The sequence below is a fragment of the Nostoc sp. LPT genome (genome assembly GCF_017115165.1).
Classification (GTDB): Bacteria; Cyanobacteriota; Cyanobacteriia; order Cyanobacteriales; family Nostocaceae; genus Nostoc.
Genome location: NZ_JABXKF010000005.1, coordinates 36,781 through 59,097, shown reverse-complemented (window position 1 = coordinate 59,097; position 22,317 = coordinate 36,781). Strand labels below are relative to the sequence as shown.

At 41.9% G+C, this 22,317-nt stretch carries 15 protein-coding genes and 1 pseudogene; 6 read left to right on the top strand and 10 right to left on the bottom strand.

What is annotated here, in order from left to right; genetic code table 11:
• Nucleotides 1–20: 20 nt before the first annotated feature.
• Entirely contained in the window at nt 21–3,572 is a 3,552-nt protein-coding gene (locus tag HWQ58_RS01055) for an NB-ARC domain-containing protein (protein ID WP_292856721.1), read from the bottom strand.
• Between the two features lie 305 nt (nt 3,573–3,877).
• Here HWQ58_RS01055 and HWQ58_RS01050 point away from each other — a divergent pair, with 305 nt between their 5' ends.
• Together HWQ58_RS01050 and HWQ58_RS01045 are read left to right on the top strand one after the other, a co-directional pair.
• Nucleotides 3,878–4,441 (top strand): RICIN domain-containing protein, encoded by a 564-nt coding sequence (locus HWQ58_RS01050; RefSeq protein WP_292856719.1) that lies wholly within the window; start codon nt 3,878–3,880, stop codon nt 4,439–4,441.
• Between the two features lie 418 nt (nt 4,442–4,859).
• Nucleotides 4,860–5,432, top strand: coding sequence for a hypothetical protein (locus HWQ58_RS01045; protein ID WP_292856717.1), 573 nt, complete (start codon nt 4,860–4,862; stop codon nt 5,430–5,432).
• A gap of 257 nt (nt 5,433–5,689) precedes the next feature.
• On the opposite strand, the gene HWQ58_RS01040 is transcribed toward HWQ58_RS01045, so the two are convergent.
• The 3 genes from HWQ58_RS01040 to HWQ58_RS01030 all read right to left on the bottom strand — a co-directional run bounded on the left by HWQ58_RS01040 (nt 5,690) and on the right by HWQ58_RS01030 (nt 9,929).
• Nucleotides 5,690–6,673: an RNA polymerase sigma factor, RpoD/SigA family gene (locus HWQ58_RS01040; protein WP_292856715.1), complete on the bottom strand. Its 984-nt coding sequence runs from the start codon at nt 6,671–6,673 to the stop codon at nt 5,690–5,692.
• Between the two features lie 621 nt (nt 6,674–7,294).
• Nucleotides 7,295–9,025 carry an ATP-binding protein gene (locus HWQ58_RS01035; RefSeq protein WP_292856857.1) on the bottom strand — a complete coding sequence of 577 codons (1,731 nt, stop codon included), beginning with the start codon at nt 9,023–9,025 and terminating at the stop codon, nt 7,295–7,297.
• 109 nt (nt 9,026–9,134) lie between these two features.
• Nucleotides 9,135–9,929 (bottom strand): glutathione S-transferase family protein, encoded by a 795-nt coding sequence (locus HWQ58_RS01030; protein WP_292856713.1) that lies wholly within the window; start codon nt 9,927–9,929, stop codon nt 9,135–9,137.
• Between the two features lie 852 nt (nt 9,930–10,781).
• Here HWQ58_RS01030 and HWQ58_RS01025 point away from each other — a divergent pair.
• The gene (locus HWQ58_RS01025) at nt 10,782–11,675 is read left to right on the top strand and encodes a fasciclin domain-containing protein (RefSeq protein WP_292856711.1); all 894 of its coding nucleotides are present in this window, start codon (nt 10,782–10,784) and stop codon (nt 11,673–11,675) included.
• Between the two features lie 262 nt (nt 11,676–11,937).
• Here the strand turns inward: HWQ58_RS01025 and HWQ58_RS01020 are convergent, their stop codons facing one another.
• Both HWQ58_RS01020 and hemL read right to left on the bottom strand, forming a co-directional pair.
• A complete protein-coding gene (locus tag HWQ58_RS01020) occupies nt 11,938–12,858 on the bottom strand; it encodes a polysaccharide deacetylase family protein (RefSeq protein ID WP_292856709.1) in 921 nt (306 codons plus the stop codon).
• Between the two features lie 1,032 nt (nt 12,859–13,890).
• Complete coding sequence (gene hemL / locus HWQ58_RS01015) at nt 13,891–15,189, bottom strand: glutamate-1-semialdehyde 2,1-aminomutase (RefSeq protein WP_292856707.1); 1,299 nt, start codon at nt 15,187–15,189, stop codon at nt 13,891–13,893.
• 229 nt (nt 15,190–15,418) lie between these two features.
• Between hemL and hisIE the strand changes: the two genes are divergently transcribed.
• Nucleotides 15,419–16,069 (top strand): bifunctional phosphoribosyl-AMP cyclohydrolase/phosphoribosyl-ATP diphosphatase HisIE, encoded by a 651-nt coding sequence (hisIE, locus tag HWQ58_RS01010; RefSeq protein WP_292856705.1) that lies wholly within the window; start codon nt 15,419–15,421, stop codon nt 16,067–16,069.
• A 16-nt stretch (nt 16,070–16,085) separates the two neighbouring features.
• Here the strand turns inward: hisIE and HWQ58_RS01005 are convergent, their stop codons facing one another.
• Nucleotides 16,086–17,000, bottom strand: coding sequence for a phosphotransferase (locus HWQ58_RS01005; protein WP_292856703.1), 915 nt, complete (start codon nt 16,998–17,000; stop codon nt 16,086–16,088).
• 143 nt (nt 17,001–17,143) lie between these two features.
• Entirely contained in the window at nt 17,144–18,403 is a 1,260-nt protein-coding gene (locus HWQ58_RS01000; RefSeq protein ID WP_292856701.1) for an MFS transporter, read from the bottom strand.
• A gap of 486 nt (nt 18,404–18,889) precedes the next feature.
• Here HWQ58_RS01000 and HWQ58_RS00995 point away from each other — a divergent pair.
• A pseudogene (locus HWQ58_RS00995) lies at nt 18,890–19,081 on the top strand (DUF2811 domain-containing protein); the annotation flags it as partial.
• 140 nt (nt 19,082–19,221) lie between these two features.
• On the opposite strand, the gene HWQ58_RS00990 reads toward HWQ58_RS00995, so the two are convergent.
• Together HWQ58_RS00990 and HWQ58_RS00985 are read right to left on the bottom strand one after the other, a co-directional pair.
• Nucleotides 19,222–19,413, bottom strand: a complete 192-nt coding sequence (locus HWQ58_RS00990) for a hypothetical protein (protein ID WP_292856699.1) — start codon at nt 19,411–19,413, stop codon at nt 19,222–19,224.
• Nucleotides 19,414–20,234: 821 nt separating this feature from the next.
• The gene (locus HWQ58_RS00985; protein ID WP_292856697.1) at nt 20,235–20,954 is read right to left on the bottom strand and encodes a response regulator transcription factor; all 720 of its coding nucleotides are present in this window, start codon (nt 20,952–20,954) and stop codon (nt 20,235–20,237) included.
• 649 nt (nt 20,955–21,603) lie between these two features.
• Here HWQ58_RS00985 and HWQ58_RS00980 point away from each other — a divergent pair.
• Entirely contained in the window at nt 21,604–22,230 is a 627-nt protein-coding gene (locus HWQ58_RS00980) for a CPP1-like family protein (protein ID WP_292780627.1), read from the top strand.
• Nucleotides 22,231–22,317: the final 87 nt, after the last annotated feature.

The window sequence follows — 22,317 nt, the reverse complement described above, 5'->3', positions numbered from 1 at the left end:
ATATGAGTGAGTCTTATATATCATACTTCTAACGCACCCAAAGCTTTTAAAGTTCCTACCTCTGCTTCAGTCAACCCTTTCACCCTAGTAATAATCATGCCTTCATACGGGCGGGCTGGTTTTAACGTTTGCCGACATTGCCCTGTAGTCATATCCCAACAGTTGATTGTTTCATCCCAGCTACTACTGAGAAGAGTTTGAGCATCTGGGACTAGACTAAGCGACCACACCCAATTGAAATGATTCTGTAGTGTTGCAAGGCAGTCTCCAGTAAGTGTATTCCAAATTTTGATCGTGCGATCGCCACTACTGGTAATCATGCGATCGCCATCATCGGCGAATAGAATACAAAGTACCTGGCTGGTATGTCCAGAGAATGTACGCAGACAAACCCCTGTGTCAATATCCCACAGTCGCACTAAGCAGTCATCACCACCAGTAGCAACGTATTGAGTATCTGGACTTACCGCAACTGCCCAAACACGGTTGGAGTCTGCCTCCCAACTATGAAGACAGGTTCCTGTTTCAATATCCCAGTGTTTAACAATCTTTTCATAGCCACTACTGAAGAGAGTTTTTCCGTCAAGGCTAAAGGCGATCGCCAACACAGAACCAGGATGACCTTGCAATGTTTGCCAACATTCACCAGAACGCACATCCCATATCTTGATTGTATGGTCGTAGCTGGCACTAGCAAGAAAATTACTGTCTGGACTAAAAGCAACTGCCCAGACCCAGCTAACATGACCATGCAAGGTTTTAAGGCATTGCCCTGTATGGGGACTCCAAAGCTTAATAGTCCGATCTGCACTGGCGCTGGCCAGAAACTGTCCATTGGGACTGAAGGCAACAGAGAAAATACGATTGCTATGTCCATGTAGCACACGAAACGGCTGGAGGTCAAGCTTTAAGTGTTGCGGAGAATTGACATCCCAGAGTTTAATTGTCTGGTCTTCGTGTCCACTAGCAAGTAAGTTTTGCTGCCAACTGTGTGCGATCCCATAAACAGCATTACTGTGTCCTTGGAAGGTTTTGGTACACTGTCCCGTCTGAAGTTCCCAGACTCTAGCCGCGTGATCGTCTCCACCACTAGCAATTAAGTGCCCTTGAGGGTGAAAAGCAACTGACCAAATCCGATTTGTATGCTTTTCCAATGTATCCAAACATTTCCCTTTGTTTATGTCCCAAATCTTCACGGTTTGGTCATAGCTGCCACTTACCAGATGTTCACCCTTGGGGCTGAACGCTAGCGAGGTGACAACTCCTGCGTGTCCCTGCAAAGTTATCAAACACATCCCGGTATGTAAATCCCACAGTTTTATAGTTTGATCGAAACTGCCGCTTGCTAACATTTGCCCTTCTGGACTGAAGGCGATCGCTTTTATCCAGTGCTGATGCCCTTCTAGGTTTTGCACACAACATCCAGTTTGTAAATCCCACAGCTTGATTTTGTTATCTTCACCAGCCGTTGCTAAGATTTGATCTGTGGGATGAAAAGCTACACTCCACACACAAGCATCATGTCCTTCTAGAGTTTGCACACATTTGGCTGTGGCTAGATGCCAAACTTTAACTGTGCGATCATAGCTAGTACTGGCAAGTAATTGACCGTCAGGACTCCATGCGATCGCTGTGACAATGCTAGCGTGATCGTATAGCGTTTTGAAACATTCTCCTGTGGTTGTATCCCAAAGTTTTATTTTATGATCTTGACCGCAACTAGCTAAAACTGGGTGGCTAAAAGCAATATCCCAGACCCAACTGTTATGTTCTTTACAGCTAAAGAGTTGTTTGCTATTGGTAACATCCCAAACATGAATTTCACCATTTGTATCACTGGTAGCAAGGCAGCGCCCATCTGGACTAAAGGCAACGTTAGTAATGCCGCCAAAGGTCGCAGCAAAAACACAATCTCGAAAGGTGGTTTGGCTAAAGTTTACCCGATGTAAGTTGAGCGAGCGCAAATCGCAGTTACGGATAGTGAGATGCGAAAAATCATACCCAGTTAAATTGGTTTCTAATTGTGTCAGTAAATTCAGCAGATTACCGCCACCATACCCAACTGGATCTATAACTTCATTTTGGAGCCTTCTAACTAGTCTGCCAAGTTTATACTCAAGCTGATGAGCAGAGCCAAGGGTTATTTGTACCTGATTTAGGATCGGTCGCACAATTAAGTGAATTTGACTATCACGGATGTAGTCTTTTGACTGGGCTTGCATCAAAGCATGGGTTAGCAGGTATTGTGGTGATTCTGTGACTATTTCCTGGCAGACTTGTTCAATCAAGCAGTCTGTCACGTATTCCATCACTACAGGTTGCTGTGTGAATCCTCCAGTATTGCTTTCTATCAAGCTACACCAGCGTAAAGATTCTAGGACTGACATTAACTTAGGCTTAGGCAATGTTGGTGTGAAGGCTGTTTGCAATTCTGTCGAAGAAAGCTTTTCCCGATTAATTGCCAGCCAGTACATCACTTGCTGCTCTAAGGTGGAGAGTCTTTTGAATTGCTGCTCTAGAAGATTGCCAATGCCCTTAAATACGGTTGTGCCTTCAGAAAAGAAACTGGCGATATTGCCTTCATGTAAGTCCCGAATGGAGGTGGCGGCAATTTTTAAAGCTAGTGGATTACCACGATAACACTCAACTAGTTGGCGGGTTTCTTCTTCGGAGCCTGATAGTCCTTTGAGTGTCAAAATTGTTTGTCCGGCTGCGACTTCTAATCCTAATAAAGCAAGGGTACGAACTGGCAAAGCATCACCTTCCAAGGCGGCGATTTCAGTAGGTTTTTCCCGGCTGGTGAGCAGGACACAGCTTTGATGCTGTGTTTCTCCCAATCGCCACAGCAGTTCACCGTAGGGTTCGTAACCCTCACAGTAACAGCCTGTCCCTTTACCTTGCTGCAATAATGTGTCGAAATTATCCAGAATCAGCAAGCATCGATATCTGCGGAGGTTCTCGATTAGACAAGTAATTTGCTCATGAGGAGAAGCAGGCAACGTGGTAACTCGTTGATGAGAAAGGATTTTGATCCAGTCCGTCACCTTGTCATAGAAAAAAGGTGCGTGCCGGAGCGATCGCCAAATGACATATTCAAATTCTCCCTGTAATTGTTCTGCTAACTTCACCGAGAGCGCGGTTTTACCCATGCCACCCATACCTAACAGTGTGACTACACGAGCGCGATCTCTTACAATCCATTGGCTGAGGGTTTCTAATTCAGTGGTACGTCCATAGAATTGAGAAACGTCGATTGCTTCCCCCCAGTTTGTGTAGTTCGTGAAGGGTTGAAAATTTAAGGAGGCGTTTATGTCATTTTGTCGCTGTACAGTTCGCTTCAGTACTCCTTGTAGGTTATTTTTGGTAACTTTTTCTCTTAAAGCTTGAGAGAGCGATCGCCATAATTCCGAACCAATATCTTTGATATAACCACAATCGTAATCGGACTCTACAGCCATGTCTAAGTATGTCTGTCCTGCCCAAGATTGACGAAATACAATCTCTTGAACTTTTGTTAAGCGTCCCCGTTCTAATAATTGCTCAACTAGTGCGATCGCCTCTTCAACCGTCATTTATTTTCATAAAAATACTAAATTAACTCCGATATTCGCACTATAAGCTTTATTTCTTCAAATATATTAAGTGAATATACGCAGAATCTATGCAGATGGTACATAGAATCGGGTGCATCATAAGTATAAATATTCATCCTATTTATCTATAACTTCGTCTCATGCACCCGATAAGGTGATTTAAGTGTGACAAACAGCTTTAGTCCTGATGCTAAAAAGATCCGACTTTTTTCCGACCTTTTCCGACCGTCAAACTTTATACCAAGTATTAGAGTATTTAGATAAGCAGACATGAGGAACTATCTATGAAACTTAAAACCAAATTTTTACCTGGTATAGTGTTTATTATCTCTAACCTATTATTGTCATTTTCTGTTGACTCTAAGCCTAGTAACGCGCAGGCAACTGGTGTTTTTATCAATAACTTACTAAGCGGAAAATGCATTGATGTAGGTGGCGCTCCAGGTACAGATAATGGAGCACCATTAGTGCTTTGGGATTGCGAACTATCTAATCTTAATGCTGATAACGGTTCACCTACAGACCATAGATGGATACTAAGAAATGATGGATTTATCGTAAATGAACTTTCCGGAAAATGTCTTGATGTAGCTGGATATCCTGGACGTTCTAACGGTTCAAAGTTGATTATTTATGACTGTGAGTTTGGCAATCCACGTACAGATCAAAGGTGGACATTTACAAGCAATGGATTTATCAGGAATAGACTTTCTGGAAAATGTATTGATGTAGCTGGCGCTCCAGGTAGAGAGAACGGCGCACAATTACAACTTTGGGATTGTGAACTATCTGGACGTAATGCTGATAACCGTTCACGTACAGACCAAAAGTGGACAGTCCAGTATTGATGATTATAAAAAATCATCAACCATAGATCAATGCGGTCGCACAAAATAATTCTGTTATTGAAAGTGGGATCGCACAGATTTAGAGAGCGCTCATCCCCATTCTAATAATTGTTCGACTAGTGCGATCGCTTCTTCAACCGTCATTTATCCACTTAGCAATACTGTGATTAACTACGATACTGGCATCATAATCTCTATTTATTAAAAAACTTTACGTAAATCAACTAAAAAGATCCGACTTTTTTCCGACCTTTTCTGACCGTCAAACTTTATACCAGGCTGTAGATTATTTAGATAAGCAGTTCTAGGAAGAAATCTAGCTATGCTTAGGGTCTCGTTGGCGTAGCCTCTCATAGAGAAGCGATCGCTTTCTCAAACTAATAACTTGCTAATTCACAGTAACCAAGGAAGAAATTTTATGTTCAAGAAAGCAGCAGTAGTAGCCTTTAGCTGGGCATTAATTGGTTTTTCAAATATTCCAGCTTATGCTGATAGTGCGTCTTCAAATTCAAACTTAAAAATTGGCAATATCAGTCTTTCAATTAATGGCTCACGTACATTACTGACTAAAACCGAAGCATCTACAGGCAAATGGTTGGGAGAGCAAAAGTTTAAGAGTTTTGATAGTATTATGTGGGTTCCTGAACAGAATGTTCTTTTTGTATCAGGTCGCCTAGAAAATAGCAATATATCTGTCCTTGTCAAAATTAAAGGTACTGGTGGCACTGGACAGAATATGTTTGCCCTGAATCCAGATGGAAGTTCAATGCCTAAGTATAGTTACCGTTTAGGTTCGCAGTTTCTATCCGATAATGTCATAAATATGCGTTACAACGGTAACTTACGAGTTGAAATTAAGAGGAGTCCTAAGTCAAGAGTCTATTGGATTAGAGGGACGGGAGGTACTGGTGATAATATGTTTGCGCTAGTTAACAACCAAGACTGTCAAAGTATGGATGGTTACAACTACCTTTTAAAATGCGGGGATTAATAATCATAAAAAATCATCAAATATAAATTAATGTGAGCGCACTTTTCATTAAACAATGATTTTGAGCGCTCGCACTTTCAATAATACGACAAGTTTGTGCGATCGCCGCCTTCCAATTCCTGCTAACATCTAAACAAGTTGAACGAACTCATCACCCTTCATATCGTGCCTTGTTTTCAGCAAAAAAAATCGCCCCCTGAATTCAGGAGGCGGATCACCAAGGTGGTGTAGAGACGCGAAATTCCGCGTCTCTTGTTTTAGCTAGCAACGTATTCTTTGACATTGGCACGACGGCGACGCAGATGAGCCAAAGCTTGATGCTCTAACTGACGGACGCGTTCACGGCTGAGATTTAATCTCTCACCGACTTTCGCCAATGACATTTCATTACCATCTTCTAAACCAAAGCGTAAAGCTACAACTTCTCGCTGTTGCGGGGTTAATTCTGCTAGCAGGTTGTTCAAGTCTTGGCGTAAGAATTCCTGGTTGGTGTAATACTCTGGCGATGGCCCATCATCTTCAAGCATTTCTTGCAACTCAGTATCCTGGTTCTCGCCAACTCGCACATCCAAAGACACTGGTTGACGAGCCATATTCAGATACTCGCGAATCTGAGTCGGTTCTAGTTCTAGTTCTTTGGCAATTTCAGCCGGAGTCGGCGATCGCCCCAAGGTTTGAGCCAACTCGCGCTGCACTTTTTTGATTTTGTTCAGTTTCTCAGTAATGTGGATCGGTAAGCGAATAGTCCGACCTTGTTGAGCGATCGCACGAGTAATTGCTTGGCGAATCCACCAGTAAGCGTAAGTCGAGAACTTATAACCCCTCATTGGGTCAAATTTCTCCACACCCCGCTCTAATCCTAGTGTTCCTTCCTGGATTAAATCCAGAAACTCCATATTTCGCTTTTGGTATTTTTTAGCAATAGCGACAACCAAGCGCAAATTCGCTTCGATCATTTTTTGCTTTGCCCGCTTACCTTGTGCCACTGTTTGTTGCACATCGGTTTCCGATTGTTTAACGTGATCGGCCCACTCTGAGATATCCGGTTCGCGTTGCAACTTCTTCGCCAAAGCTTCCTTGGCGTCGATGAGCGTCATCATTTGTTGCACTTGCTTCCCAAAGACAATTTCTTGTTCGCGGGTTAGCAGTGGTACACGACCAATTTCTCGCAGATAGGTTCGCACCATATCAGCCGTGAATTTGGTGTTGAGGTTTTCCGTTTGGGTCTTGACAGTAGGCATTGGTGCGATGTCCTCTACTTCGTAAAGATAATGTATGTTTTATTACTAAAATGGATGGGGAAAAGTAGTACATTTATCACGAAATATTGGGAGCTACCAAAAGTAATTAATCAATTGATACAGCCGTTGTTAAGACGGTAAGCTCCCAATGATAGGTTCCCCTACCTTCCCTAAATTTTCAATCTTTTATAAGCACGTTGGTTATTTTTGAGAATTCTTCTCTTGGACAGTTACTAACACCGATCGGCAAAACCGAAGTCGGTATGAGTTCTACTTAACTTATGATACGATAAATCAGGCAAATAGTAAACTATCTTAAGATAAAACCTATGATTATAATTCAAAAGCAGCCGTTATAGAAAAAAATTTTAAATTTCCTTGAAATTACTGACTACATCTATAGTGACGCCAAAAACCCCTCTTCTGTTGCCAAAAACTAGCCGGATAACCGAACTTAATTTGCTGTAACAATGGAGGGATGTTACGAATTAGTCATTAGTCATTAGTCACTTGTATTGAGCGACTCGTGCCGAGCAAAGCCGAGGTAAGGAGTTGACGCAGCGTCTCCAAGAGTTGTATTGGTCATTTGCAAAGGACAAAGGACAACTGACAAATGACAATCTAAAATCCAAGATCAGCTTTAGCTAGTTCAGCAGCGGCAAATACTTCTGCGTCAGGTTTTTCTTCCCAGGCTGGCTCACCAATTTCTGCGTAAAAAGTTGCGTCATAAGGACGGGTACGTACTACTACGGGCATCGGAACGGCGTGACCCAATATTAAAGCTTGTTGTTTCGAGTCTAGCTTTGCCAACACCGATCGCAGTCCGCTACCACCAGATACACCTGTAAAAATTGCCTCAATGTCTTTTTCATCATTCAGCAAGGCGGTAATGCGAGTCCCAATTTGCGACATAACTTCATTATCTATGCCTGATGGACGTTGATCAACTACCAAAAGTGTGACAAAATATTTTCGCAGTTCACGAGCAATAGTCCCAAAGATAGTACTTTGGACGATAGCCGGGTCAAGGAAACGGTGCGCCTCTTCAATGGTAATCATCAATGGCGTTGGGCGATCGCTAGGATTTTTGCTTTGCAAGAATTTATCTGCTTTCTTGACGTAATGCTCGTGAATACGTCGGGTGATCATATTTGTCACCAACATATAAGAGAGCATATTAGACTGGGAACCAAATTCTATTACAACATTCTTCCCAGATTCCAGGCATTGCACAATTTTACTAATGTAATTCTGTGGGCAAACTGCTCGCATATACTTCAAGCTATCCATCCGCAAGAGTTTGCGCTGTAATGCCATAATCGAACCTTTGTGTCCGCGCTTCTCCTCGCAGAACATCTCGATTTCTTCGTTAGTCATATTCAGCAACTGGACAATCCAAGACTTGCCAAATTCGCTATACAGAATATTGGCGTTATCTAAGGCTGCGTCAGAGAGTCCTAAATCTCGGCTACATAACTTAATATCTTCAACTTCTATTTGCTCGTAACTCAAATAAAGTTCTTGAGCATCACGCACACCCCGACGCTTTGTTGATTCCGGGTCGAGGGTGTAAACTTCCACTTTACTAGGAAAAAGTTGCTTTAATCCTTTAACGGTATTGACATTTTTACCTTCTGCAACAGCTTCCCAGCCATACTCAGAGTGCATATCAAAAATCAAATTGACTGCCGCATTTTTACGGATGACGCCAGCTAAAAGTAGCCGCGTTAGAAAAGATTTACCAGTACCAGATTTCCCAAAAACCCCATTGCTCCGTTCTACGAAGCGATTCAAATCGATGCAAACGGGCACATCCATATCCAAAGGTTTGCCGATGGAAAAATTGCGCCTTTGGGGGTCATCTTCCCAACCAAATACCCGGCGAAAATCGTCAACACTTGCATCGTAAACTTGGCTAAAGTGGCTAGGAATAGTTTTAACAGGCAACAATTCCATTGTAGTACTGGTTTGTGGCATAAATGAAGCCAAACCCGTCACCGATGGGAGGAAAGGATTTGCCGATTTGCCATTTGTTGGGGAGAAAGATTCTTCAGATTCGGGAGTGAACATCAACATCGGCGCAAGGTTGATAGTACCGTAAGTGCCACTTCCGGCTAAAACATCTCGTAAAAAAGTGTCTTCCCAACTGGGGGGATTAGCAATAATTCGGGCATTAGCAGCTCCCAATGCTACATCTGTCAGCATACAAAAAAAACGCGATCGCATCCCTTGCACAACAAGAAACTTACCCACCCGCATATCTTCTACAGAAATGTCAGGATGCAATCGTACTTCTAAACCTTCAGTTAGAGAACCTTGAATGACCGAACCTAATGGCTGTGCCGAATTCATCTGATTAGTCATTGGTCATTTGTCATTTGTCATTTGTCATTTGTCATTTGTTTTTCTTCTCCATCCCCTATGCCCAATGCCCCATGCCCCATGCCCAATTCCCCATTATCTAATCAATCTGAATCGAAGTTGGCGCACTTCCCGTTGGTGGAGTGGTACTAATTAACGGTTTGCGGAATTGAGCGTAAAGGCGATCGCGCCAGGTAAAGAATGGTTCATAATCTATATTCTCGGCAAAGATTGGCAATCCTTTACCTCTGATAGAAGCTGGTAAATCCAGATAGGGCCCAGGAGGAAACTTGAGCAATATCGATAAGCCAGCCACCGCTAAGTCAGCTAAAGTCGGCTCATCTCCTGTTAAATAAGGACTATCTGCCAATAATAACGTCAAGGCTTCCAAGTCTTGTTTTAAAGATGCGATCGCTGACTTTATCACATCTGGGCTGTAACCGACGCCAAAACCCAACACTGTCAGTAAGTCACTAGGTACTCCTTGAACCAGACTTTTAAATATATCTGGTGTTGAGGTGGGTAATAAAGACTTACGGAAATTTTGATCTTGGCTTATGGCAGCAAATAGTGCTTTGCGACCTTTGATGCCTATGGACTCATCCGCCCATTCTTCTATTAATAAAGTTAAACCTCGTTGTTTAGGATCTTGCGGTATTATGGGGCGATCGGGATACTCTAAGTCTAAATATTTAGCTATTTCCGTAGAATCCGCAATATACTTATTACGATCCTTTAATACTGGCACTTGTTTTTGACCAGTCAGCCGGAACAGTTCTACCTGTCCAATCCCAGGCGTCACCTCGATTTTGCGGTAATCTAGTCCTTTAAAATCTAAAATTAGGCGCACTTTCTCTGAGTATTGAGAGAGTTCCCATTGGTATAATTCCAGCATATTTTGTATATCTTGTAACTAGTCAACTTCTTAACTTTACAATTGTATCTTTAGTTTAAGTAATTTTTATTGATATTAGTTGCTTAGTTATCTATTTAATTGACATTAGTGTTTAACTGATGCCTAATTTTTGGTAAAGTTATCAAATTATCACTTTAAAAAGATATTGTTTGATGATTGAAAGATATCAAATAACTAAGTAATTTAATTCAGTATATATAAATAAACCTAACCTCTCATTCTTGGGTCTTCAACAGTTACTTCAATTTCTCTCACCGTTAGCCTACGTTAAAATATTTCGGTAATTAATTTTTATGCTTTTGCTGAATAATCAATGGTCAATTCTGAGATATAGCGTTTCCTAAGCAACTGAGGTACACCCAAATCTTTCCAAATCTTTTTTACCAAGGTTAGTAGCTTTGAAAACGTATCTCACCAGGTCGGAAAACGCTATATAACCTTCTTCCCTATGTAATTTAGGATTTATGAATCAATTATTAATTTACGTACAAATTTGTATAGAAATTGTCTTTTAAGTATAATCTTTCTTTGAAGCTGATTCTAACTCATAACTTGTAAATATGAGATTTTCACGCTTTCTTAGAATTTATGTGACACCGAGTGGGGCTTTTTAACTCATTTTGGTGTGATGGAGAAAATTTACTCAATTTACATTAAATATATGGTAGATATATTTCATACTTATCAGCTTGAGTGGAGGTTAAACATTTTACCTCACTAGCACAAACTGTTCTAGAGAAAAATCTTACTTCCCTCTTGAGTTAGATTTTGTGCATAGCAAAATGTTATAAATCTTTATGTAATCTGTGAACAAAAAGAAAAACAAAATTTATGAAGACAAATTACAGCAAATTGCTGACCACGTTGGCAGGCATAGCAGGATTGAGTAGTTTCAGCGCCCTCATTACTTTACCATCTGACGCGAAAGAGGCACTAAATCCTAACCCCAGTATTTTCAACGAAGCCCCCTATAACCAGGGTCAACGCCTTCAAGCAAACGCTCAATACACACCTGCTGAAGCCATTTCTCAAATAGAAAAGGGCAATACCAAACGCAAACCGATAGCACAGAATAGTGGTGGAACGCTAAATCCCAAACCAAGTATTTTCAACGAGCCTCCCTATAACCGTGGTGGTGGTAGTGTGACACCTAGTGAACCTACACCCTCTAGTGAACCTACACCCCCTAGCGAACCTACACCCTCTAGTGAACCTACACCCCGCACCCCACGTACTATCCCACCACAAACTCAACCTACCACACCACCGACTACAACTCCACCAGGACCAGGGGCAAGCGACAATCAAGGCAAAAACTTGTTAGCCTTGGCAGAATCAAACGCTTCCTTTACCACCTTAACTAAGGCTTTGAAAGCAGCAGGATTGACCGGAGCTTTACAAGGCAAAGATAACTTAACTATTTTTGCACCCACAGATGCAGCTTTTGCTAAGTTGCCACCAGATGCTTTGCAAGAATTGTTAAAACCAGACAACAAAGAAGTATTGCTGAAGATTTTAACTTACCATGTGGTGGCTGGTAAGGTATTGTCCACTGATTTGAAGTCTGGCGAAGTTAAAAGCCTTGAAGGCGGAACAATCAACGTAAAAGTTGATCCTGCTACTGGTGTTACCGTTAATGATGCTAAAGTCACACAGGCAGATATCACAGGTAGTAACGGCGTAATCCACGCAATCGATCAGGTGATTTTACCTCCTGACTTGTAGTTGTACGGTATCAGCAACAACTGGCAACATAACTATAGCAATCCTAAATGAGATTGTGAAAATTTTTGTTCTAGTCGTCCTTGGTCATTTGTCCTCTCTTACAAAGTTCTGATGCCTACGGCGGGCTGCGCCAACGGATAGCGCCACGGAGAGCGAGTCATCGAGCGTCGGAAACCTCCGCTCAGGCTTTGCGCTAAGTAAATTGCAAATAACAAAGGACAAATGACTAATGACAGCCATACGTTAAAATTCCGTTCAGATGTTAATTTTGGACGGTTTTTTTGTTTGCAATCAGCTTTTGGTCTTTATCTTGCATTTCTAAAAGTTCAGGAATAGTAACAAACTTATAGCCCTGTTTCCGAAAGTTGGCAATAATTTCTGGTAAAGCTTGCACAGTTTTAGAGCGATTACCACCACCATCATGCATTAGCACAATTCCACCTGGCTTGGCCCTCCTAAACACATTATTAATTAATTTTGGTACAGCAGGACGTGAGTAGTCTACAGAGTCAGATGACCAGCGAATGATGGCATATTTGCTATTTCTAGCGTAACTAGCCACCCCATTGTGCATGAGTCCCCCTGGTGGTCGAAATAAATTTGTTTTAATCCCTGTCACTTGATAAATCAAGTCTGCTGTGTGGTCAATTTCATAGGCAGCTGCTTGTGGATTCAAGAATTGATACCAATGATGCCAAGTGTGATTACCAATTACGTGACCCTCAGCAATCTCCTGCTTCACTAAGCCTGGATAATTCTTCACGTTTTGCCCAATGAGAAAAAATGTCCCTTTAATCTGATTTTTTTTGAGAATATCCAGTACTTGCTTGGTACTCTCAGGCCATGGCCCATCATCAAAGGTGAGCGCAATTACTTTCTGTTCGGGAGTCAATTTTGCCGCATCAACTATTGCCCCTTGAAAACGTAGTGGCACAGTATATGAAAAACCTTTTGTTTGTGCTTGTTGCTGCCAACTTCTAAGCATCGTCGCTTTTAGTTCTTCAATCTGCTGCTGAATTCCAACTTTGCTTGGTAGATTGTTTACATTTATATTCTCTGTACTTTGAGCATTAGAGGAGCTTGACTTAATAAGCATCATCGTGCTGACACTCACACTGCCACTCAAGACAAGCAACGTAACTAATATTTTTTGCAGACCAAAAAATGACTTATTGTCGTCCACTTCATAGCTCCTTCAAGGTCGAACCATCTTTTTTTCACAATACCTATGGCAGCTCTTTCTACTCTGTAAGCCTTACTATCCAAGCTACAGTTATGATTGGTATATTTTTTAAAGTTAGCTCCAACCCTGACTCTGAAAAAATACCTTACCCGATGGATAATCTAATACAGCAGTTTTCGTTTGGATAAAGACAAAGTCACTGGTTTTGAGGCAGCTATGCTGGAGGCAGAAGAATAATTTAATTTTTGAGTCCTCGGTTTTGTACCTCACGCTTGTTGCAAACTGCTGTATCTATAAGCAAAACCCTCACCATGAAGGTTCTCACCTTCATACATATTAATTTTTGTAACCTATGGGGTATGAAGGGAATTTCGAGAACTGTAAAAGGCAAGTAAAATAATTTGTAATTAAGTTAAGTTTTGCAACGGATATCGAGACCAGAGCCACAAAACTTGCCACTTCTTAGTTGTGAGGGACTTAACCCCCTAAAATTTATCATAAGCTCAAGGGTTTAAGACCCCTACATCTATATGTAGCAGCAGTTTCAGTCTGGGTTTAAATCCCCCAAAGTTGCCACAACGCGGGGAACCCGCGCAAGGCACTTCTCTTCTCTACGAGACGCTACGCGAACGTTTGAAATGTCTAAAATGTTTGAATTTTGAATGCGTGAATTTTGAATTGTTAATAATCCTGCCTCATTAACTATGAATCTTAATGTAGGCTAAATATTGCATATTCTATTGACGAAGCCATTGCGAAATTATGACGAAGATGTGACCTTCCTTGAGTAATGACAGTAAAGAGCAAAGCTGTTAAAAAATTTCTTTGATCTCCAACCGCGCAAGACGATTGAACACCATTAACTGCTGAAAGTTTTGCAAGTAATGCTTGAGAGTGAGTCCGAAAATTCCGCACGCTTGTTTCTCTCTTAAAAAAGGGACTTCCTATAAATCATCCATTTTGTGGGGGAAGATGCCCACCCCACAAGAGTTAACAGGATACTTTTTATTTGGAAATCCCTTAACAAACAGGTTACAGGCTCGACATTACATCCCGTGCAACTGCTAAAGTCTGATCAATGTCTTCTTCAGTGTGAGCAAAAGACGTAAACCCAGCTTCAAATTGAGAGGGGGCTAAGTAAACACCACGCTCTAACATCCCGCGATGGAAGCGTCCAAATTTGGCTGTATCAGATTTTTTCGCATCTTCATAGTTATGAACTGGGCCAGAGGTAAAGAATAAGCCGAACATGGCGCTGATTTGACCGCCGCAAGCTGCATGACCAGTTTCTTTGGCAATTTGCAGTAAACCATCTGCTAGCTTTTTAGTAATCTGCTCAAGAGACTCATAAGTACCTGGCTTTTGCAGCAATTCTAAAGTTTTAATCCCAGCAGTCATTGCCAAAGGATTACCAGAAAGAGTCCCAGCTTGATATACGGGGCCAGCAGGCGCAACCATTGACATAATATCTCGACGACCGCCATAAGCCCCCACTGGCAAACCACCACCAATCACCTTACCCAAGGTTGTTAAATCGGGAGTGACGCCAAATTTTTCTTGAGCGCCACCGTAAGCAATGCGGAAGCCTGTCATCACTTCATCAAATACCAATAACGCTCCATACTCCTGAGTGAGTTCCCGTAATCCTTCTAGGAAGCCAGCCTCAGGCGCAATAAATCCAGCATTGCCGACGACTGGCTCAAGAATCACACCAGCAATCTCGTCACGGTTTTCTTCAAATAAAGCTTTGACTGCTTCTAGGTCATTGAAAGGTGCAGTTAGAGTGCTGCTAGTTGCTGCTTTAGGTACTCCCGGTGAGTCTGGCAAGCCAAGTGTAGCAACACCAGAACCCGCCTTGACTAAAAACGTATCGGCGTGTCCGTGGTAGCAACCTTCAAATTTAATGATTTTGTCTCGGTTGGTGAAAGCCCGCATCAGCCGCAAAACTCCCATACAGGCTTCAGTTCCAGAGTTGACAAATCTGACCATTTCGATGCTAGGAACGGCATCAATCACCATTTCTGCCAAAACATTTTCTAGAACTGAGGGAGCGCCGAAACTGGTGCCTTTTTCTAAAGCTTCATGCAACGCTGCAATTACTTCTGGATGAGCATGACCGCAAATAGCTGGGCCCCAAGTGCCTACATAGTCTATGTATTTATTGCCATCTACATCCCAAATATACGCGCCTTTAACACGATCAAAAACGATGGGTTGTCCGCCTACAGATTTAAAGGCACGAACTGGAGAACTGACTCCTCCGGGCATGAGATTTTGAGCAGCGGCGAAGACTTCTTGTGATTTTGTTGTTTTAATTGTGGTATTTACCAAAGTTCTCTCCTAACAGTGGGCAATAAAACGCTCTATCTTAGGATAGGGTCAAACACTGCTTAGAATTTCTATCGTATAAAATTAGCTGAACCAAAAAAATAACATTATGTTATGCAAGTCCAATGAAGACTTGACTTTAGATATTTAATTCCAAAAAATATACCAGCTAGCCTATTCTGAATGGTATCGTGAATCCATAAATTATTCTCATGAGAGCAAACTAGCTGGTATGTCTTCTAACGATTCGCGCTCGCTGCATTACACCATCCCGGTTGAGAAAATTCGCTACGATGAACGGGGTCTGGTGCCTGCAATTGTCCAAGACTATCTAGATGGTACTGTCCTGATGATGGCGTGGATGAATCAGGAGTCGTTACAAAAGACTTTAGAAACTGAAGAAACTTGGTTTTGGAGCCGTTCCCGGCAAGAATTGTGGCACAAGGGGGCGACTTCTGGGCATATCCAAAAAGTGCAAAGTATCCGTTATGACTGTGATAGTGATGCGCTGCTCATTGGGGTAGAACAATTAAGAGATGTTGCCTGCCATACTGGAGAGCGCAGTTGTTTTCACCAAATAGAAGGAAAAATTGTTGCACCTCCAGGAGATACATTGTCGCAATTGTTTCAAATAATATGCGATCGCCGCGACAATCCTACTGAAAGTTCTTACACTTGTAAACTATTTGCAGGTGGCGATAACAAAATTTTGAAAAAGATTGGTGAGGAAACTGCTGAGGTGGTAATGGCTTTTAAGGATGATGAAGCAGATGCGATCGCAGGTGAAGTGGCTGATTTGCTATATCATACTTTGGTTGCCTTAGCTCACCATCAAGTTGATTTAAAATCTGTATATCGCAAGCTGCAAGAACGTCGTCAATAAAGAATCTAGGCAAAGGTTAACTTAACCGTGTACCCATAGGTTGAACCTCTCTGGCTAAACCAATATGTGCCAACGACAATGAGATATGGTTAAACTTTACTCCAGCCAAAGCCCACTGAAGTTCAAGTGTGCCCACCCAGAAACGCGCCCGGTCGATGACATTCGGTAACATAGAATAGTCGCTTTCCATACGCCGCACAATACTTTCTCCGTAATTACCAAGTTGCACTGCAATATCACAAGCTGCATCTCCCAAACCAGCTGTACCAAAATCAATCAGACCGCTGATGCTCTCGGAGATCGGGTCAAACAGAATGTGATACACTGGCTTGTCGCCGTCGATCAGTACGGGTGTGTAGCTGAGGTCAAGTTCACTTGTAATTACGGGCGCAAAAAGTTCGTGTATCCAAGTTTGCTGATGACGCCACAGGTGAGGAAAGAGAGTTTCCTGAACTTGCTCATACAACTGCAACCAATCTTCAAGGGAACGCTCTGCACCAGAACAAGACACCCCAGCATTAACTAAAACTTCATTTGGAATGCTGTGTAATTGTTGATGAAATCTGGCTAGTTGCGAGATGACACGCGCTTGTGATGCTTCACTCAACTTCAGCAAGGTGTTACGAGATAGCGGTTCACCTTTAATAAATCTATAGCTAGCAAAGCCTTCTTCCAGGTGTTCAAAGTGCGGAACTCGCAGATCGACATAATTTTGCACCACTTCCAACACCTTAGCTTCATGGGAAAGTACCTGTTTTCCCCAGTCATCTTTGGCAAAGCGACATACAAGCTCATGATTAACAATTACTATATCGTTAACCATTCCATCTTGATTAAAGTCAAGATGCTCAATAGAGATATTAGGATAGACAGCATGAATTTTTTCGAGATACGAGGAAGGAATATTCACAGTAAATTCTGACGCAATCACAACAAACAAAAAATCAAAACTTATCGGACTTTTAGCCCGATCGCAGCAACTTATAATAATTTGCCTATTTGTTGTATCAACGTACCACTGTGATTTAACTCCCTAAAAAATCGCTAAACATGAGCATAATACCATTTTGGTGGTTAATCAGCCAAAATTCGATTGAGGTACTGTAAAATTGCTACAGCGATCGCTACACTGAAGATGAAGCCTAGCCAGTAAGTATTGGTAATAATTTGTGGTTGATCTAATGCCCATCCACCCAAAGGATGACCAATAAAAGAGCCAACAGCCCAGCACAAAGCGTTGATGGAAAAATAAACGCCGCGTTGATTTTCTGGGGCTAACTCAGTCACTAAAGAGGCAGCAGATGGGGTATAAGAAACAATTGCCACAGCAAATACTCCCAATGCCAATGTTACCCAAAGCAGATGATCAGATGGGGCTGTCCCGCTTACCCAAATCAGTCCAAAACCAATTGCCCAGAAAATCGCAGAAACAGTAAGTGCGAGTGTGTGAGAACAGCGTTTTAAGATGCTGGTGACAGGCAACTGACAAATAATTGCGAACACCAGATGCCAAGCAAATAGTCCGCTAATCGTAGTTTCGGTAAATCCCTTGACAGTACTTTCGACAAGGACAAAATTTTTGAAGTAAAGCGGCAGGGTGCTGTGGATTTGAGAAATATAGATTGTAAAGAATATATTAACTGCTATGTAGACCAGGAAACGCCCATCTCTTAATACTGCCATCCAAGCAGTAAAAAGTTCTACCTTTTCAGATACTCCTATCTGCTGTTGTTCAGTTTCACTAATCCCTACATAGACAACTCCAAAAAATACCATAAAAGAGATGGCATCAATCACAAATAGCCATCGATAACTCCCAATTATCGCGATCAAAAACCCTGCTAGGACAATTCCGATCGCTAACCCAAGATTATCAGCTAGTCGGGCGATCGCAAAAGTTTCCCGGCGATTGTCAATTTGGCTAGCGTCAGCAACCACAGCTTCAGCCGCCGGCCAATAGAAACCTATCCCTAAACCGCTAATCAAGCTACCGATTACCAAAGAAGTGAAATTATTGGTTGTAGCTAAAACTAGAGAAGCAATTGCTGAAATCGCCGTGGCTAGCAACAAAGTGCGGCGGCGTCCCCAATATTCAGAATCAGCCAAAGAACCACCCGCAATCCGCCCTACAATGCCGGAAATCGAGGCGCTACCCAAGGCTACCCCAACACTGGTTGCAGATAAACCAAGTTGATTAACAAAAAAGATGGGCGCATAAAACAGGGTAAAGCCGGTACCAACTTCCGAGAGAAATCTACCAATTGCGAAAATCCAGACCTGGGGATGTATCGAGGGCAACCACGATGATAACTGAGATTGAGAAGCTAATTTCATGAGTTTAAATGTCATAGTTTGATGACATTTTTGTAATTCTTATCATTGGCTACTATTTTCCTCACTCATTCCACAGGGTTTCCACAGGGATTTTAGCAGTTTTCCACAGGTGCTATACGAGCTAATAGGCTTCTTGCTGTCTTACTGGGGATTGTTGATTACAAGTAGCAAAGAAGTTTAAGGACTGAGTTTTTATGAAGTAAAGTAACAAAAAATAGGCTTAAATCCCGATTCTTTCGTTCGCATTTATTTTTTATACAATCGTTTTTAACATTTCGCAGCATTGACAAACCCACCCCCTCTTGGCGCACAATGATGCGGCTTGCTTTTATAATCCGTTTAATCGGCTGGCATCAAATGTGTAAAATATATTACCACCAGATGTGAATGCAGATTGTCGGGATAGCGAAAGAGCGTGTGAAGCCCTAAACCGGTTTACCGCAAGCAACTTGTCCCTCTTGATTATCCTCATAGGAGGAAAATCTCATGAAATCAACGGTTAGTATCTTTACAGAAATTCCTGAAACACTCCACGAATCCTTAAAAAACTACTTAGAAACCCATCCCGATTGGGATGAAAACAGAGTATTGACGGCGGCGCTATCATTGTTTTTACTCCAAAATGGAGATAGCGATCGCCGTGCTGCGCGAGTCTATCTGGAAACTTTGTTTCACCACTCCACAGTAGAAATGCCCTGTACCGACTCACCAGCAACAGCTAATTTACTAGACACCCCATAGGTACTGGTATGAAGGGCGTTATTCCCCTATTTATTAATGGGGCAAGGCATACCGTGCCCCATTAACGGGATTTTAAGCTAATAGCGATCGGGCATATCGCAATATGGTTCGGTTAAGCCCAAAAAATAAAAATGTGTAGGTTGGGGAGCCACTGCGCCCTTGCGGTTTCCGACTTGTTCGCGTAGCGTCTCCCCTTGGGAGAAGCAAGTGGCGTTTGAGGAACGAAACCCAACATTTTGCGGGGTTTGTTGGGTAACACTAAAGTTCAACCCAACCTACAAATATTCTTAACGAACCGTATTGGGGCATATCGGGGTAATATTACAACAAAAAAGATCAGTAGATTCTGATCCTTAAAAAGGTTCCAATAGTTTCTCGTGTTGCTAAAACTAGTTGGCAATAGCGCAATATTGACAATTGAGGCAAGACTTGAATATATTAGCTGATCCTTAGTACTTGTTATAAGAATGCAGGGTGAAAACTCCGAAGTTCAATCTTCAAAACCCAAAAATTTTTGAAGATTGAACCTCTTTTAAGTCGGGGATGAAAGCTGTTAGTTGACTCTAGCCCTCAGTGACAATGAATGACGATTAGCTTATCTTGCGGATGGTACGACATTTGGAGTTGAATCAGTAGGCGATGCTCCCATTGGCTACTGATTAGTCCTTTAAAATCAGAAATCCCTGAAAAAATATTTCCGATTCCCATAAAAAATGCTCCGGATTTTTACTTAGTTATTATTTTTACAAACAACCAACTATTATAAGCGGTATTTTTAGCGTTGCTCCCTTTTCACCTTAAGTTAAAACCAATGCACAGCTATAGCTAAGCACCCCTACGAACTCCAAGTTAAGTACCGTTATATCTACCAAAACGGTCAGATACAAAGAAATATTTTCCAGTGGACTCTCTCCCCTGTCCACTGTCTTAAATGGATAAATAAATATCTCAAATAACTGTTTGGTCTGTATTTGAGGAATATCTACTTATTTTGATTGTCTAAATTTGTCTGTTACTAAAGCCAAGAGAATTCACCAACTACTACCCCAAGAGTTAACAGTCAAGAGTTAAAAAACTCTAGACTATAAACTCAGGACTTGCCTTCCAACTGCTGAGGGTGAGCAGCAGATTCAAACTTATAACCTACGCCACGTACAGTTTGAATTAATGCTGGCTGACTAGCATCAATTTCAATCTTCTTGCGAATTTGGCCGATATGAACATCTACAACCCGCTGGTCGCCGACATATTCATAGTCCCACACCTCTTGGATTAGTTCTGCCCGCCGCCAAACTCGACCTGGATGACTAGCTAAAAAATGCAACAAGTCAAATTCCAGAGCAGTTAAAGGTACTGCTTGGTTATTAAGTGCTACCTCCCGTCGCACTGGATCGATCATAAGTTTTTCAAATACCAAACGTTTCTGCTCGGTCGTAGTTATCACTCGCTGACGCCTCAAAATAGCTCCAACTCGGACTTCTAGCTCTCCTAGCCCAAAAGGTTTGGTGAGATAGTCGTCAGCACCTTTAGCAAAGCCGCGAATTTTATCAGCTTCGTCAGCACGGCTAGTCAACATCAAAACAAAAACACCATTACGACTTTGCATCTCTTGGCAGAGGTTAAACCCTGTGACATCTGGTAAATTCACATCTAGAATCACCAAATCAGGGTTAAATTGCTCAAATAGAGTTAAGGCTGTCTTTCCATCTTCGGCAGCCTCCACCTGATAGTTCTGTTTAATCAAAAAGCGTTGGATTAAATTCCGAACCGCAGGGTCGTCGTCAACAACAAGAATCTTGGCAGGAGCCATGACCATTACTTTGCACAAAAATTCGTAAGATTAACAAGAGAGTTGCGTAAAAACGCAGTTGCCACTTTGGGACTAACTAAGAATCTACATGGCTACGGTATAAGAATCCCGATCGTTCAAAAATAAATACTTTAATCAGGATTGTGGGCAATCAGAAGGCGAAACTTCTATTAGCCAACAGTATATAAGCGCTCTGACTTTAACTGCAACCGTTCTTGATAACAAGACACCTTCTTGATCCCAGTTAGGTGGTAACTTAAAACGTTTCAATTTTAAATCGATATGTGGATATATACCACAAGCGATTATTCAGTATAATTAAAAAAAAATCTTTTAGGGCACAGTAAGTTGCCAAATTTGAAACAGTAAAGTTGATTTTTTCATAAAAACCATGAATTTTAGGTACTCTCCGTTCAAATTCTAGATTAAAGCCAGAATTAGACAACGACATGAGGGTATACACGGAGTTATAGCAATATGTTAAAGTGACTATAGTTGAAATTACAAAGTCGATCAAACTAACCCGTGCTACTATCCTGGTAGGGCATATAAATAGGTCGAGACTTTAGTTTCGATCAAAATAAAACCTAAAGCTGTTTTTTATTCGATAAAAGACTGCCGCTGATTGAGGCTGAAGTAACAAACTCCCATGAGCGATCAAAATCCCTACGAAAAACTTGGGGTATCAGAAGAGGCTAGCTTCGATGAAATTCAGGATGCTCGTAATCGCCTATTCGAGCAACATAATGGCGATGCAAAGCATTTGGAAGTGATTGAGGCAGCTTACGATGCGATTTTAATGGATCGCTTACGGATGCGCCAGGAAGGTAAAATCAAAGTCCCTGAGCGGATACGGTTTCCAGAGTTGCGAGTGCAATCGCCTCCGAAAGAAAGTCCAACCCCTCGCGAGCAGTCACCCGCATGGCTGCAACGGATGCTGGATCAGCCAACGCCTGCGGATATACTCTTACCAGGAGCTTGGTTTCTTGGTTTGAGTTCTATTAGCCTGTTCTATCCAGAGGGAGGCGATCAGGTTTTGCAGTTAGCATTGGTGGTTGGCGTAGGCACTAGTATTTACTTTCTTAATCGCAAGGAAGGCAAATTTGGCCGAGCAGTTCTGTTCACCCTGGTCAGTTTAATAATTGGCCTAATCGTTGGGGGACTAGTTGCTAGCTGGCTCTTACCACAAATATCATTTATTAGTCTGGAAACGAATCAATTCTCTACTGTAGTGACGTTTATATTATTGTGGTTAGTTAGTAGTTTTCTACGTTAAACCACTGCCGTAAGCAGGTTTCTATAAAGAAGACATGGTTTATGTATGTTCTTCTGAGATAAAAAAGTCAGGAGTCAGAATACTTAT

What these genes read in the sequence shown, in the direction of transcription:
- HWQ58_RS01055 (WP_292856721.1), bottom strand. Translation starts at nt 3,572, where the DNA reads ATGACGGTTGAAGAGGCGATCGCACTAGTTGAGCAATTATTAGAACGG.
- HWQ58_RS01050 (WP_292856719.1), top strand. Translation starts at nt 3,878, where the DNA reads ATGAAACTTAAAACCAAATTTTTACCTGGTATAGTGTTTATTATCTCT.
- HWQ58_RS01045 (WP_292856717.1), top strand. Translation starts at nt 4,860, where the DNA reads ATGTTCAAGAAAGCAGCAGTAGTAGCCTTTAGCTGGGCATTAATTGGT.
- HWQ58_RS01040 (WP_292856715.1), bottom strand. Translation starts at nt 6,673, where the DNA reads ATGCCTACTGTCAAGACCCAAACGGAAAACCTCAACACCAAATTCACG.
- HWQ58_RS01035 (WP_292856857.1), bottom strand. Translation starts at nt 9,025, where the DNA reads ATGAATTCGGCACAGCCATTAGGTTCGGTCATTCAAGGTTCTCTAACT.
- HWQ58_RS01030 (WP_292856713.1), bottom strand. Translation starts at nt 9,929, where the DNA reads ATGCTGGAATTATACCAATGGGAACTCTCTCAATACTCAGAGAAAGTG.
- HWQ58_RS01025 (WP_292856711.1), top strand. Translation starts at nt 10,782, where the DNA reads ATGAAGACAAATTACAGCAAATTGCTGACCACGTTGGCAGGCATAGCA.
- hisIE (WP_292856705.1), top strand. Translation starts at nt 15,419, where the DNA reads ATGTCTTCTAACGATTCGCGCTCGCTGCATTACACCATCCCGGTTGAG.
- HWQ58_RS01000 (WP_292856701.1), bottom strand. Translation starts at nt 18,403, where the DNA reads ATGAAATTAGCTTCTCAATCTCAGTTATCATCGTGGTTGCCCTCGATA.
- HWQ58_RS00985 (WP_292856697.1), bottom strand. Translation starts at nt 20,954, where the DNA reads ATGGCTCCTGCCAAGATTCTTGTTGTTGACGACGACCCTGCGGTTCGG.
- HWQ58_RS00980 (WP_292780627.1), top strand. Translation starts at nt 21,604, where the DNA reads ATGAGCGATCAAAATCCCTACGAAAAACTTGGGGTATCAGAAGAGGCT.